This window comes from Paenarthrobacter sp. AMU7, from assembly GCF_041200195.1.
Classification (GTDB): Bacteria; Actinomycetota; Actinomycetes; order Actinomycetales; family Micrococcaceae; genus Arthrobacter.
The window spans coordinates 3,548,883-3,562,546 of record NZ_CP165735.1; the positions used below are offsets into that span (position 1 = coordinate 3,548,883).

The 13,664-nt window shown below is 62.4% G+C and carries 13 protein-coding genes; 5 read left to right on the top strand and 8 right to left on the bottom strand.

Annotated elements, in window-relative coordinates:
• The first annotated feature begins 5 nt into the window (after positions 1-5).
• Positions 6-524, top strand: coding sequence for a hypothetical protein (locus ABQM86_RS16305; RefSeq protein WP_369744942.1), 519 nt, complete (start codon positions 6-8; stop codon positions 522-524).
• Between the two features lie 133 nt (positions 525-657).
• Positions 658-1,065: a MarR family winged helix-turn-helix transcriptional regulator gene (locus tag ABQM86_RS16310; protein ID WP_232481383.1), complete on the top strand. Its 408-nt coding sequence runs from the start codon at positions 658-660 to the stop codon at positions 1,063-1,065.
• 339 nt (positions 1,066-1,404) lie between these two features.
• Here the strand turns inward: ABQM86_RS16310 and ABQM86_RS16315 are convergent, their stop codons facing one another.
• Positions 1,405-2,868 carry a YdiU family protein gene (locus ABQM86_RS16315; RefSeq protein ID WP_369744943.1) on the bottom strand — a complete coding sequence of 488 codons (1,464 nt, stop codon included), beginning with the start codon at positions 2,866-2,868 and terminating at the stop codon, positions 1,405-1,407.
• A 754-nt stretch (positions 2,869-3,622) separates the two neighbouring features.
• Between ABQM86_RS16315 and ABQM86_RS16320 the strand changes: the two genes are divergently transcribed.
• Positions 3,623-4,177: a hypothetical protein gene (locus tag ABQM86_RS16320; RefSeq protein ID WP_369744944.1), complete on the top strand. Its 555-nt coding sequence runs from the start codon at positions 3,623-3,625 to the stop codon at positions 4,175-4,177.
• Between the two features lie 234 nt (positions 4,178-4,411).
• Here ABQM86_RS16320 and ABQM86_RS16325 read toward each other — a convergent pair whose 3' ends face one another.
• Genes ABQM86_RS16325 through paaA form a run of 7 tightly spaced genes read right to left on the bottom strand, consistent with a single transcriptional unit; the run spans position 4,412 to position 10,300 of the window.
• Positions 4,412-5,356 (bottom strand): lipid kinase, encoded by a 945-nt coding sequence (locus ABQM86_RS16325; RefSeq protein ID WP_337339243.1) that lies wholly within the window; start codon positions 5,354-5,356, stop codon positions 4,412-4,414.
• Positions 5,357-5,397: 41 nt separating this feature from the next.
• Positions 5,398-6,177, bottom strand: coding sequence for an enoyl-CoA hydratase/isomerase family protein (locus ABQM86_RS16330; RefSeq protein WP_207594424.1), 780 nt, complete (start codon positions 6,175-6,177; stop codon positions 5,398-5,400).
• A gap of 8 nt (positions 6,178-6,185) precedes the next feature.
• Positions 6,186-7,391, bottom strand: coding sequence for a 1,2-phenylacetyl-CoA epoxidase subunit PaaE (gene paaE, locus ABQM86_RS16335; RefSeq protein ID WP_337339241.1), 1,206 nt, complete (start codon positions 7,389-7,391; stop codon positions 6,186-6,188).
• Positions 7,392-7,399: 8 nt separating this feature from the next.
• Positions 7,400-7,960 (bottom strand): 1,2-phenylacetyl-CoA epoxidase subunit PaaD, encoded by a 561-nt coding sequence (gene paaD / locus ABQM86_RS16340; RefSeq protein WP_337339240.1) that lies wholly within the window; start codon positions 7,958-7,960, stop codon positions 7,400-7,402.
• A gap of 5 nt (positions 7,961-7,965) precedes the next feature.
• On the bottom strand, positions 7,966-8,883 hold the full coding sequence (gene paaC / locus ABQM86_RS16345) for a 1,2-phenylacetyl-CoA epoxidase subunit PaaC (RefSeq protein ID WP_207594427.1): 918 nt from the start codon (positions 8,881-8,883) through the stop codon (positions 7,966-7,968).
• The gene (gene paaB, locus ABQM86_RS16350; protein WP_207594428.1) at positions 8,880-9,308 is read right to left on the bottom strand and encodes a 1,2-phenylacetyl-CoA epoxidase subunit PaaB; all 429 of its coding nucleotides are present in this window, start codon (positions 9,306-9,308) and stop codon (positions 8,880-8,882) included. The genes paaC and paaB overlap by 4 nt, the downstream gene beginning before the upstream one ends.
• Positions 9,305-10,300: a 1,2-phenylacetyl-CoA epoxidase subunit PaaA gene (gene paaA / locus ABQM86_RS16355; RefSeq protein WP_011775851.1), complete on the bottom strand. Its 996-nt coding sequence runs from the start codon at positions 10,298-10,300 to the stop codon at positions 9,305-9,307. Before paaA ends, paaB begins: the two co-directional genes overlap by 4 nt.
• Before the next feature lie 125 nt (positions 10,301-10,425).
• Between paaA and ABQM86_RS16360 the strand changes: the two genes are divergently transcribed.
• Together ABQM86_RS16360 and ABQM86_RS16365 are read left to right on the top strand one after the other, a co-directional pair.
• A complete protein-coding gene (locus tag ABQM86_RS16360; protein WP_369744946.1) occupies positions 10,426-12,081 on the top strand; it encodes an alkaline phosphatase in 1,656 nt (551 codons plus the stop codon).
• A 192-nt stretch (positions 12,082-12,273) separates the two neighbouring features.
• The gene (locus tag ABQM86_RS16365; RefSeq protein WP_207594430.1) at positions 12,274-13,350 is read left to right on the top strand and encodes an LCP family protein; all 1,077 of its coding nucleotides are present in this window, start codon (positions 12,274-12,276) and stop codon (positions 13,348-13,350) included.
• Positions 13,351-13,664 lie beyond the last annotated feature (314 nt).

Below are 13,664 nucleotides of genomic sequence, written 5' to 3' on the forward strand. Positions count from 1 at the left end.
GGCACATGACTGTGGAAGATACTGCGAGTCTCTGGCGTACTGACCCTACGACGTTCCGCGACGTGGCGATCAACCGCCAATCGGTGGAAGCTGCGTTGGCTGGTGAATGTCCACCGGTGGAGCGCGTCCGGTACTTGGCGCTGTTGGGCCGGGACACTGAAGCCCTCGACGAAGGCTTCAAGCTGCTGCCCCACACGTCTGACCGCCGCGAGCTGTTGTTGATACTTGCGCAGGTCAATCAACGCCAGTACCGCTGGCACGACGCAGCCGTACTCCACGAAAAGGCGCTACGAACGGTCCAGTCGCCGGAAGAAGAGGCCTACGTTCGTCACCACATCGGCCGACGTCTTTTCGACGAAGCCCGTTTCCGGGCCGCTGCCGATGAGTTTCAGTGGGCAGCGGACCTCTACCGGGTCGCCGGCCAGCCTGAACTTGCCGAAGACAACCGCCAAGCCATGCGGCACGCCCTGCAGGTACACGGTGCCGAGCGAGCCGTGGGACGTTCTGCGTTCGACCTCTCCTAAACCAACGGCGAGTCCCACCGACGCACTCTTACTGCAATGCAGCCCTGACCCACAGCCAGCTTTAGCCCCGGCCTGATGTAATCTAGTAAGGAAGCTGACTATTCTGGAGAGCCTGGGGGCCTGAATGCCTGACATGGACCGATGGCCAACCAGCCGGCTGCTGTCCACGGCGGCACGACTGGTGGAGCTGGCCTGGAACGATGAGCTGCGGCCTCTGGGGTTGACCTATCCGGCAGTATTGACGCTTGAAGCCGTAGCGACGGCAGGGCCCATCGCCCCCGGGAAACTTGCCCAAAGCGTCCGCGTTCAAGCGCAAACCATGGGACCGCTGCTGTCCAGGCTGGAATCCCGGGGCTATATCCACCGACAGCCCAATCGCTTCGACCGCCGCAGCCAACTGGTATCGATTACCGATCTGGGGTTGGCGCTGCTGGATCAATCCCACCATTTGGAGAACAATGTGCTGTCCGCCATCATGATGGACTCGGGGAATCTGCGCGAAGAGTTACTGGCAATCGTTCGCCACCCCAACTTCAGCTGAGAGTTAGGCAGTCCCACGTAGACGGAAGTCATCCATCAGGGCAGTATGGAGTTATCCGCTGATGAAGCCCGGCGTCCCAAGGAGAAAACTCTCTCTCCACCACCACACCGGGCCGGCCGCATTATTGGTGACACCCGGGCGAACCAAAAGGACACCATGAGTGATCTTCGAATCGGCGACACCCTTCCAATAGATCTCCTGAGCTTCAGGGCCACAGAATGCCTGGTATCAACACGTGCTCCAGAAGCAGAGGACGTCTGCATCCTTGATGCAGGGCATACCGGGCAACATCTCGCGGCAGGCGCAGACATGGTGGTTCGAGCCGCCTGGAGCTAGCCCCTAGGTGCCGCAGAAGGTTCGGTAGGGTCCGAAGCTCTCCGGCGCCGGCAGCTCGTACTCTTCCAGGCCGGGACGTTCGGTCCAAGGGTCGGAGACGGCTGTAAGCAAGCGCTCTACCGGTCCCATCTCTCCCTCAGTTGCGGCAGCGAGCGCCTCCTCCACCAAGTGGTTGCGTGGAATATAGACAGGGTTGATGCTGTCCATGGCATCGGCGTCCGGCGTGAGTGCACGCCAACGCTCCAGCCATGCGTCAAACGCTGCCAGGTCAAGAACGGTCCCGCGGGCGGGCTCAACCTGCCCTCGGGCCGCTTTGCCGAGGTTGCGGAAAAACGAGGTGTAATCCGCGCGCGCCTCCTGGACCAGCTCCAGCAGATCATCCACCAAGGGTGAGGCAACGTCGTCGTCAATGTTCTCCGGCAGCCCAAGCTTGGCTTTCATGCCGTTGAACCAGGCAGCGCTGTACTGCTGGCGGAACCCGTTAAGCGCCTCGACGGCGAGGGCCACTGCCTGCTCCTCATCCTCGTGGATGAGCGGCGCGATCGACTCGGCGAAACGGGCCAGGTTCCACTCCGCCACAACAGGCTGGCTACGGTAGGCGTAGCGTCCCATCTCATCAATGGAGCTGTACACGGCTCCCGGATCAAAGCCTTCCAAAAAGGCGCACGGACCATAATCGATGGTTTCGCCGGACACTGTCATGTTGTCCGTGTTCATGACCCCATGCACAAACCCGACCAGCATCCACTGCGCCACAAGGGTCGCCTGGACTGAAATGACGCCCCTGAGGAGGCCAAGGTAGCGGTTGCTTTCACCGTCCGCCGACGGGTGGTGGCGCTCGATCGCATGGTCAGCAAGCCGGCGAAGCAAATCCAGGTCATCCGTGGCTCTGGCATATTGGAAACTGCCCACCCGCAAGTGGCTGCTGGCCACCCGCGTCAGAACCGCCCCCGGAAGGAGCGTCTCACGCTGAACCTGACGCCCTGTCCCGACGACGGCAAGGCTCCTGGTGGTGGGAATGCGCAAGGCATGCATCGCCTCACTGAGGATGTATTCCCGCAGCATCGGACCAACGGCCGCCCGGCCGTCCCCATTCCGTGCGAAAGGCGTGCGCCCCGATCCCTTCAGGTGGAGATCGCGGAGTTTCCCGTCAGCTCCGGCAACCTCGCCGAGCAGGAGCGCCCGCCCATCGCCAAGACGCGGTGAATACCAACCGAACTGGTGGCCCGAGTAGGCCTGTGCCACCGGAGTTGCTTCTTCCGAGAGCGCATTACCGATCAACAGCCCAATACCCTCGGGGCTGCGGAGGAACGCAGGATCAAGACCCAGCTCGACGGCGAGTGGCTCGTTGAGTGCCAAAAGCTGCGGTTCGGGAGCCGCCTCCGCCCGCCAGGGAACAGCGAGCTCGGGGAAGTCCCGGGCGAAGTGCCCCTCGAAAGCGATGGTGGAACGCGCTATGTCACTCATCACTCAAGGATATAGATGCTGCTGCCGGCGCGAAATGACGGTACGGTCCGGCTAGCATGTGAACCACTGCCTGTGGCAGGAGATCCATTGGGGGCGGTTTCCGCCAAAAGGTGAGGTAATACGTGGGTTCATTTGCGCAAGTGCGCCGTTTTTCAGCTTCAAGGCGTTGGGCCGTAGGGTGCGCACCGGCATCTTTGCTCGGGTTCCTGGGCGCTATGGTCCTCTTATTCAGCGGTACTTTCTCCCTACCGTGGACGGAACCCCTACTCCTCATTCTGTCCCGATTCGTCGGCCCGCTCGCGGGGACGTTGTCCGGCGTCGTGCTGTTGCGTCTTGCCGGACGGCTGACTCCTCGTGCCGCGTTGTTCACAGCGGTCGCCGCGGTGCCGGCATGGGCCCTGGCACTGACCGCAGCGGCAAGTTGGTCCGTGGGCTTCGACCAAGCTGATGCGGGCCAACGCCTCAGCTGGTTTGGATCATCAAGCTTGCTGTTCATGATCCTGGGCTGGGTTGCCGGGACAGTGTGCCTTGCGGTTCCGTTGACCGCCCTGCTGGCAAGCCGACGTTCGCTTCCCATCCGCATAATGCAAGCCGTTCTGCTGGCTGCACCAGCCGCGCTCATACTCGGAGCCCTCACGATGATGCCCCCGATGCTGGGTGTTTTGGGCGCGGCGGTGCTTCTCATTGCAGCGTGCGGCAGGGGCGGCCCGTACCTCCGCCGGCCACGACACCTTCACCATCGATCCCCCTCACCGTGGTCGCACCTAACCGCCGCGGTGTGGGCGCAGCGGCGCTGGCGTTGCTCGTGATGGGTTTGGCGTGCGCCGTCTTCGCTGTCACGGGAAGTACTTGGGCGCACGGGGTCACCAACTCCACCCATGCCATGAACCTCGGCTTGGCCTACGGCGCTTTCGCCGCTATCCCCTTGCTGGTTCTTGCCGGTGGCGTGCTTGCTCCGCGTCTCGGTCCCACTACGCCGTGGGCTGCCCTTCTCTCTTCTGCAGCCATGGCCGTTGAGGGGTTCGCGCAACTCCTTGGGGCGGGGCACCCATCGCAGTGGCCCGCCACTCTGGTTGCAGCATTGCTCATGGGTTTCGCCATTGCGCTCCCGCTGGGACGCTTGGTCATTGGCGGCCGTTTTACCCGCATCGCCGTGGTCACCTTGATGGGGCTGGCCGCTTCCACAGTCGGCATCCCACTGGTAGCGATGTCCGCTTTCCTCGCCCCGGTTGGCTCGGCCCTCCTGCTCATCTGGGCCTGGAGGTCCGGAAACGCGCGGCAACCTGACGCGGGCAACGTCAGTGCATGAAACCGCTGCCGTCCCAGTCGCGATCATATTTACCGCACCTGGTGCAGCGCCTGTAACGCCCGCTGCCATCCTCTGCTGACTCCACATGCCAGTGGTGGTGGAGGTTCAGTTTGCACATCATCTTCTGGAGCATGGCCATCTCCGTTCGAAGCACGCTCGGACTGCACTGCGCATTCAGTGCGTGTCCTCAAAGTTTAAGCCGCTGATGCCTGCGGCGGCAGTACTCGTTGTGGGTCAGCCCCGCATCGGTCCATCGAACGAAGCGCTGTTGCTGCCCTGCGGCACCATGACATGCACCGCGTTCCGCTGAACACTGAATTCGGTGGGAGTTACCGCTGCGATTTCGCCGTCGAGGTTCACGGACATGGGCGGCTCCGTGACCAAACGGACCTTTCGGGTCGCCAGGTGGTGGACCCGATCGTGATCAATAAAGCTGCCATCCTTGAGTAACCGTGCAATCTTGACGTGCTCTTTAAGCGGTGCCGCCAGGATCGCGTAGACATCCAGAGTGTGATCGTCGATCCCCGCCATCGGAGCAACCATGTTCCCGCCGCCGTAGTGCTTGCCGTTGCCCACTGCCACCTGAAGCACGTGGTCGAGGTCCATCGGCTCGTGATCGCCGTCCGGGAATTCCAGGCGAGCCCGGAAAGGTCGGTGCCGTGTGTAAGCCCGGATGGTCGCGATGCCGTAAGCCAAAGGCCCCATGTGCCGCTTCAGGCGAGGACTAAGAGCTTCCGTGACACCCACCGACAGCCCCACCGACGCTACGTTGAGGAACGGTTCGCCATTGGCCCGTCCAAGGTCAATGTCCACCACCTTTCCATCCGCGATAACGGCGCAGGCCTCAGCAAGCCCACTCGGTATCTCAAGCGTTCGGGCCAGATCATTGGCCGTACCCAATGGAAGGACACCGAGTATGACGTCCGTCCCGGCAAGGAGTCCGGCAGCAGAGGTCACGGTGCCGTCACCACCACCCACAACCACCAGGTCATGTCCTTCTGAAATCACTTGGCGCAGGGCATCGAACAATCCCGCGCCCGAGGTCACCGGATGCACGGAACGGACTGGCACGCCGGACTTCTTCATTGCGTCCACGGCCAGTTGGCTCGCTGCAGCCCCGCGACGTGATGCCGCATTAATCACCACGGCCGCTGAGCGCACTTGTTGAGGAGCCATCATGTGACCAATGCTAGGCCGAACTACCTTGGAAGAACCTGCGGCTACCCCTTGAAAACCGGCGCCCGCTTCTCCTGGAACGCCCGGAAGCCCTCCGCGTAGTCGTCGGTCTTGCACAGCCGTGCCTGCTCGGCGTTTTCCTCGGTCATTGAAGCCCAGAGGCCCAGGCGCTGATCGCGGATGTGGGCCACGAGTTCCTTCGACGCATTGAAAGCTTCAGTGGCGCCGACGGCCACCCGCGCAACAATCTCCCGCGTCTCGTCCAGCAAAACATCGGCTGGCATGGCACGGCTGAACATCCCCTGCGCCACGGCTTCGGCCCCGGAGATGAGATCGGCCGTGTAGATCAGGTCCAGCGTGCGGTGCATGCCCAGGCGCTCGGTGAAGTACCAGTGCCCGCCCGAGTCCAACGTGGCCCCCAGCTTGGCAAAGGGTGAGCCGAACTTGGCATTCTCCGCCACGTACACGACGTCAGTGGCCAGCAACAGCCCCAACCCAACGCCCAGGCAAGCACCATGTGCGGCTGCAAACGTGGGTGCCGGGAAGGCCGCCATCTTCTTCAACAGCGGTTCCACGAGGCCGCCGAGGTAAGCCTGTGCGTCATCGGTTTCGGGCGTAACGGCAGCAATGTCACGGCCGGCGCAGAAGGCACGGCCCTCGCCGCGAAGGAGCAGGGCCCGCACCTCACCACGTGAGGCAGCGGCAGCAGCGTCGTCGTACGCCTTATCCAGGCCGGCCAGCGCGTCCTCGTTAAGCGAGTTCAGCTTTTCGGGGGCATTGAGGACAATTTCGGCAATGCCGTTGGCAATGGAGAGCTCGATCATGGGACTCCTTAGACGTCGAAGTCGACGGTAACTTCTTCGCTGGTGGGGTGGGACTGGCAGGTGAGGACGTAGCCCCTATCCAGCTCGTCCTGTTCAAGGGCGTAGTTCTCATCCATGGTCACCGTACCGGTGATCAGCTTGGCGCGGCAGGTGCCGCAGACACCACCGGCGCATGCGAACGGAACGTCCGGGCGAACACGCAAAGCGGCGTTGAGGATGGATTCGCGGGCATGGGTGGGACTGGCGACGTCGCCGGTCAGACCATCCAGGGTGAAGGTGATTTTGTACGTATCCTGCGACTCGTCCTCCACAACGGGGCGGCCGGCGTTGCCCTCGGGGCGGTCCGGACGGCCAGTGGTGAACAGCTCGAAGCGAACGTGCTCGGGCTCGACGCCACGGGCAGCCAAGGTGTCGCGGCACAGCTGAACGAGCTCGAACGGCCCGCACAGGAACCACTCGTCCACATCCTCGGCGCGGATGGCACTGCTGAGCAGCGCCTGCAGCTTCTCGGAATCAATGCGTCCGGTCATCAGCGGCGCAATGCGTTGCTCGCGCGACAGCACGTGGTGCAGCGCCAGGCGTGATGGGTACTTGTCCTTCAGGTCTGCCAGCTCCTCCAGGAACATGACGTCCATGGCAGCCTTATTGGCGTAAACCAGGTCAAACGTTGTTTCAGGATTGGCCGCAAGCAGCGTGCGCGCAATCGCGATGACCGGGGTAATCCCGGAGCCAGCGGCGATCGCCACGAAGTTGCCCGGCTCCCCTGCCAGCTCCTCCGGGTGGTTCATGGAGTTCATGACGTTGTGCTGAACGGCCGAGCCGTCCTTGCCGTGCCGCGAAATGAAAGCCCCCTGCGGGCTCATGACGTCCAGGACGTCACCGGCCTTCAGCTCGGCATTGGCCCACGTGGAGAAGACGCCGCCGAGGTCTTTCTTGATGGCTACGCGGATCTCGCTGCTGCCGTCCTCGAAGCTGCGCGGCTCTGCGCAAATCGAGTAGCTGCGGCGGACCTCGTGCGGCTCACCGTTCTCATCCGGCAGTGAGGTGCGCAAGGCCACGTACTGACCGGGAAGGTAGTCGTATTGCCCGGCCAGCTCGGCGGGCACACCGAACGAGACTTCAATGGCATCGTCCGTGAGGCGCCGGACTTCCGAGACGGTCAGGTTATGGAAAGACGCACGACGGCGGCTGGCTGTCTGGGTTTCGGTGGTCATGGAGTTCCTTAGAGGACTTTGAAGTAGTCGAACGGTTCCTTGCAGTCCTGGCAGACAAACAGCGCCTTACAGGATGTGGAACCAAAGCGGGTGAGTTCCTTGGTGTTCAACGACGAACACTGCGGGCATTTCACGGCCAGGCTCAGGCGGACAGGACCGGAATGGCCACCCGCGGCAGCCATACCGCTGGGCGGGGCAATCCCGTATTCCTCCAGCTTGGCCTTGCCGGAATCTGTCATCCAGTCAGTGGTCCACGCCGGGGACAACACCAGGTTGATGCGCACGCTCGCGTAGCCCTCCTTCTCGAAGGCTGTCCGCAGGTCGTCGCCAATGGCGTCCATCGCCGGGCAGCCCGAGTACGTGGGCGTGATGGTGACCTCGACGGCGCTACCCGACGTGCCGCCGTCGTGCTGGTCTGTTGTTTCGGCCGCCTGGACAACCCGGACGCCGCGCAGGATCCCCAAGTCCTCAATGGTGAGGACAGGGATCTCCGGATCGCAGACCGTGGATGCTATGTCCCAGGCCCGCTGTTCAGCGGTTTTTGACTGCGTCCCTGACAGGGCGGTCATGCCGGTCACCAACTCGCGCCCGGGTGTTCGCGGGCCAGGACCTGCATTTCAGCGAGGATGTAGCCCAGGAACTCGGAGTGCTTGCCACGGCGACCGCCGCCCAGGGCCTGCGGGACGCCGGGAATGTCCAGCTCCGCTTCGGCCATGATCCCGCCAGTGAGGCGATCGAACCCAGCACGGAGGGTGGAGGGCTGAACGGTAACGCCGGCCTCGGCCAGTCGGGTGGTCAGCTCGTCGTCTTCGAAGAGTTCGTCCACGTAAGGCCACACAAGCTTGAAGCCCTGGATGATGCGTGCGCGGGACTCATCTGTGCCGCCGGCAAGGCGAAGCACCCACTGCGCGCTGTGATCGCGGTGGTAATCCACTTCCTTCACGGCCTTCGCGGAGATGGCTGCGAGGGTGGGATCGCTAGATGCCGCAAGCGCCGTGTAGAGCTCGTACTGGTAGTAGCTCACAATGAACTGCCGGGCGATGGTGACTGCGAAGTCGCCGTTGGGCTGCTCAAAGAGGTGCGCGGAACGGAACTCGTGCTCGCGGCGGAAGTACGCCAGATCGTCCTCGGACTTGCCCCACGCGGCGCCGGCATAGGTCAGGAAAGAGCGTGCGTGGCCCAACTGGTCAAGCGCAATATTGCCCAGCGCAATGTCTTCCTCGAGCTCAGGGGCACGGGAAATCCAGTGGCCCAGACGCTGGGCGAGGATCAGGCCGTCGTCGCCGATGCGCAGAGCGAACTCTGCCACATCCTCGGTGGGCTTGACCTGTCCCCGGCTGATCTCGAGCGCGATGTCCTCCGGGCGCAGTGCGTTGCCCGGCGTGATGCGGGTGGCGCTGGCCGAACCGTCGCCGGAGGCACCGGCACCGTGGACGCCGACGGAAATGTCGCCGTGGCCGTCGATGGCGAAGTCAGTGTCTTTTGTATTCACAGGTGCTTCACGCCTTCGCTCTTGGTGTAATACGTTGCGTGGCGGTAATCCTTGCCCTGCGGGGACTCGAAGAACGAGCCCTTGGAGTCAGGGTCGCTGGAGGAAATCGCCTCGGCCGGAACAACCCAGATGGAGACGCCTTCGTTGCGGCGGGTATAGAGATCGCGGGCGTTCCGGAGCGCCATGGCCGCATCCGGTGCGTGCAGGGAACCGGCATGCACGTGGGACAGGCCGCGGCTGGACCGCACGAAAACCTCCCACAGTGACCACGGCGTTTCTTCTGCGGCGCCACGCGGGGTGACGGCCGGGCCTGAGGCGGGTGCCGGCGTCGTGCTTTCAGCGTTGGTGGCCGCAACCTTGGGGGCCTCGCGGGCGATTTCGCTGGCGGCGCTGGCCGGTGCTTCCGGGTTACCGTGGGGGCTCATGCTGCGTGTTCCTTCTGTGCTTGCTTACGGGCGTAGGCCACCGCGGCTTCGCGAACCCAGGCACCGTTTTCGTGGGCCTCTCGACGGCGCTCGACGCGCTGCGAGTTGCAGGGACCGCGGCCGGCAAGGACTTCCTTGAACTCGTTCCAGTCCAAAGGTCCGTGCTCCCACTTCTTGGTTTCTTCGTTGAAACGGATGTCCTTGTCGGGCAAGGTCAGGCCCAGGACCCGGACCTGCTCCACCATCATGCCGACAAACCGGCTGCGCAACTCGTCATTGCTGAAGCGCTTGATGTTCCACGCCATGGACTGCTTCGAGTTGGGTGAATCGTCATCCGGTGGGCCGAACATCATCAGCGACGGCGCGTACCAGCGGTTCACTGCGTCCTGGGCCATCTGCTTCTGCGCAGGCGTACCGTTGGCAAGCTCCAGCAGGATCTCGAAACCCTGGCGCTGGTGGAACGATTCTTCCTTGCAGATGCGCACCATTGCGCGACCGTAAGGACCGTAGGAGGCGCGGCACAGAGGAACCTGGTTGCAGATGGCAGCACCATCAACAAGCCATCCGATGGCTCCCATGTCCGCCCAGGAAATCGTGGGGTAGTTAAAGATGGACGAGTACCGTGCCTTGCCGGCAATCAGGTCTTCCATCATCTGGTCCCGGGACTGGCCCAGGGTCTCGGCGGCCGAGTACAGGTACAGGCCGTGGCCGGCCTCGTCCTGGACCTTGGCCATGAGGATGGACTTGCGCTTCAGGCTTGGTGCCCTGGTGATCCAGTTGGCTTCCGGCTGCATGCCGATGATTTCCGAGTGTGCGTGCTGCGAAATCTGGCGCAGCAAAGTCTTGCGGTAAGCCGCCGGCATCCAGTCGCGAGGTTCAATGCGCGAGTCCTCCGAAATGATGCGATCAAAATACGCCTGTCCGGCTGCCTCCCGCTCCTGCTCTTCCGGGGACAGCTCAGCGGGCACTGACTGCAGATTCTGCGATGCCATGGTTGCTCCTAATAAATTACCGACCGTTCGTTCAGAATATGCGGAGCGGGCGTTTTCAGTCAAGGTCCGGGTTCCTTTACCTCCACCTCACTTTCCGTTCACGGGTGCTGACAAGAGTGGACTGCATGACTCACCTCACACGCCGCACCCTCGTCAAGACATCCCTCACCGGCATCGCCCTGGCCGGCCTTTCCACCAACGCGGCTCCCGCCACCGCCGCACCATCCGCTGTACCGCTGGTCCGCAAGCGGCTGACGCTCCCTACCGGCATTGCAACGGGCGACGTCACCACCGATTCCGCCGTCCTCTGGTCCCGCGCATCAGGCCCGGGCCGGCTGACGGCCCTGCTGCAGGCAGTGGACAAGTCCGGCGAAATCCTGCGCGGCCGCTACGGTTTCAGCCGCACCATCCGCGGCCCCCTCGCCACCGAAGCCAGCGACTTCACGGCCAAAATCCACGCCACAGGGCTCCCCGCCGGCACCCGATTCGCGCTGGAGCTGAACTTCGAGAACGAGAACGGAGCCGGCGAAGCAGTGCGCGGCACGTTCAGCACAGCGCCCGGAAAGCACGACGACGGCGCGAAAGACGAGCGCGGAGGCGGCAGGCCGTCGTCGTCCTCGCAGTCCTTCGTCTGGACAGGCGATACCGCCGGCCAAGGCTGGGGCATCAACGAGGACCTCGGCGGGATGCGCGGCTACAAGGCCATGCATGCCACCGGCCCGGACTTTTTCATCCACTCGGGGGACACCATCTACGCCGATGGCCCCATCGCCGCCACGGTCACGGAAAAGGACGGCCAAGTGTGGCGGAACATCGTCACCGAGGAAGTCGCCAAGGTAGCCGAGACCCTCAATGAGTACCGCGGCCGCCACCGGTACAACTCCCTTGATGCCAACATGCGCGCCATGTTCGCCGACGTCCCCGTGATTGCACAGTGGGACGATCACGAAACCACCAACAACTGGTACCCCGGTGAAATCCTGGACGACCCCCGCTACACCGAACGGAACGTCAATGTCCTCGCCGCCAGGGGCCGCCAGGCTTGGCAGGAGAACATGCCGATCGCCGATGCAGCGGCGCTTTGGCGCCCAGGAAAGGTCGACGATGCCGGGCAGTACCAGCCGGCGCGCATCTACCGGAAGATTTCGCGCGGACCGCAACTGGACATCTTCTGCCTGGACATGCGGACCTTCAAATCGCCCAACACCGACGGCAAGGAACCCTACGCCACCAACATCCTGGGCCAGGAGCAAGTGGACTGGCTGATCAAAGAAGTCCGGAAATCCAAGGCGACCTGGAAAGTGATCGCCGCAGACCTGCCACTGGGCATCATCGTGCCCGACGGCGCCGTGAACCAGGAAAGCCTGGCCAACCGGGATCACGGCGCTCCCCTGGGCCGCGAACTGGAGATCGCCGGCGTGCTTTCAGCGTTCAAGAAGTACGGGGTCAAGAACACGGTATGGCTGACCGCTGACGTGCACTACTGCGCGGCGCACCACTACTCCCCGGAGCGGGCCTCCTTTACGGACTTCGACCCGTTCTGGGAGTTCGTGGCCGGGCCGATCAACGCAGGCTCATTCGGCCCGAGCGAAATGGACGGGACCTTCGGGCCCGAGGTGTTGTTCGCCAAGGCAGGGCGCTTCCCGGGCGAGTCACCGCGCAATGGCGAGAACCAGTACTTCGGCCATGTGGACCTGGCGGCCGACGGCTTGTTTACTGTGAGCCTCCGTAACGCCAACGGTGCGGTTCTGTATTCAAAGGCACTTACTCCGGAGCGCTGAGCAGGGAATCTTCCTTGGCGGAGCCCCGGTCGAATTTCCCGTGACCGGGGCTCACCTCGCATTATGCTCATCCAATACCGCAATTGGATGAGAGCCAGCAGCGGGCTTAACTGTGCCAAAACTTTTTGAGCTCAAGCCGCTTGTTTTCCGGTTGATAGAATCAACGTTGCTGATGCCGACACCGAGGAACACATGACACTCCCAACAGATACCGACAATTCACCTGAAGCCTCCCCTTCCGGACGTCGAAAGAGTGGCAAGAAAACCGGACGAAACGTACTCCTCGGCTTCGCCGCCGCGGTACTGGTGGTCGGCCTGGTGGCCGGAGCTTACATATTCAATCTGGCCCAGACCTTCAATTCCGGGACCACCAAGATCGATGTCGCATTTCCGGACGAGTCCACCCGACCCCAAAAATCCGAACCCATTAACGGTACAGCTGCGATGAATATCCTCGTCATGGGCAGCGACACCCGGGGCTCCTCCGAGGTAGACGTGGAAACCGACGCTTCCACCGATCAACGCGCTGACACCTTGATGCTGGTGCACATCCCTGCTGATCGAAAGAACGTCTACGCCGTGTCCCTGATGCGGGATCTTTGGGTTGATATTCCAGGGAAGGGCGAATCCAAAATCAACGCGGCCCTTGCCTACGGCGGCGTCCCACTGATGGTTCAGACAGTGGAATCCCTCTTTCAGCAACGCATCGACCACGTGGCCATGGTGGACTTCGAAGGCTTCAAGGGCCTCACAGACGCCCTCGGCGGAGTGGAAATCGACGTCAAGATTCCCTTCTCACCCAACTCCGGCCCCATGAAGGGCCATGTCTATGAAGCCGGCCCACAGACATTCAATGGCGATGAAGCACTCGCCTTTGTCCGCGAACGGAAGTCCTTCAGCGACGGGGACTACCAGCGGGTGCGGAACCAGCAGGCCTACCTCAAAGCGATCATCAGCAAGACCATAGCCAGGGAGACCCTGACCAACCCGATCACGATCAACAACATGGTCTCCTCAGTGTCACCCTTCATCAGCGTGGACAAGAGCCTGGATGCGGCCGCAATCGGAAGCCTTGCCCTGGGAATGAAAGACATCCGGGCCTCCGACACCGTGATGTTCACCCTCCCGACGCTGGGAACGGGCACCTCTGCCGATGGTCAATCCATTGTTGTAGCGGACACCACCGCAATCTCTGACATCGCATCAGCGCTGGCCAAGGACCAGTTGGGCCAGTACGTGACGGCGCACGGCCTCGAAAAGGGCAACTGACCAGTCGGGATTCACCGCCATCGACGCAAAAAGTACCATTGATTGCGCAATATGGACTTTATCAGCAGCCTTTGAATGCGCGATTATTATTATTTTCTGCGCGCAATAGACCTTCCCAGCAACCTTGCAATTCATGGCTTGAGGTAAATCACGCAGTGGGCATCTGCCGCAATTTGAGATGCATCTAAAGTCCCTTTACGATTACTTTGAAACGTCAAGTCACACCGCCTGGTGTTACGACGCATTCAACTTTGTTCGCTCCGCAGGGGGCGTTGGGGGCATGGCTATGGGGGCTGGTTCGTGAATAAAACTGT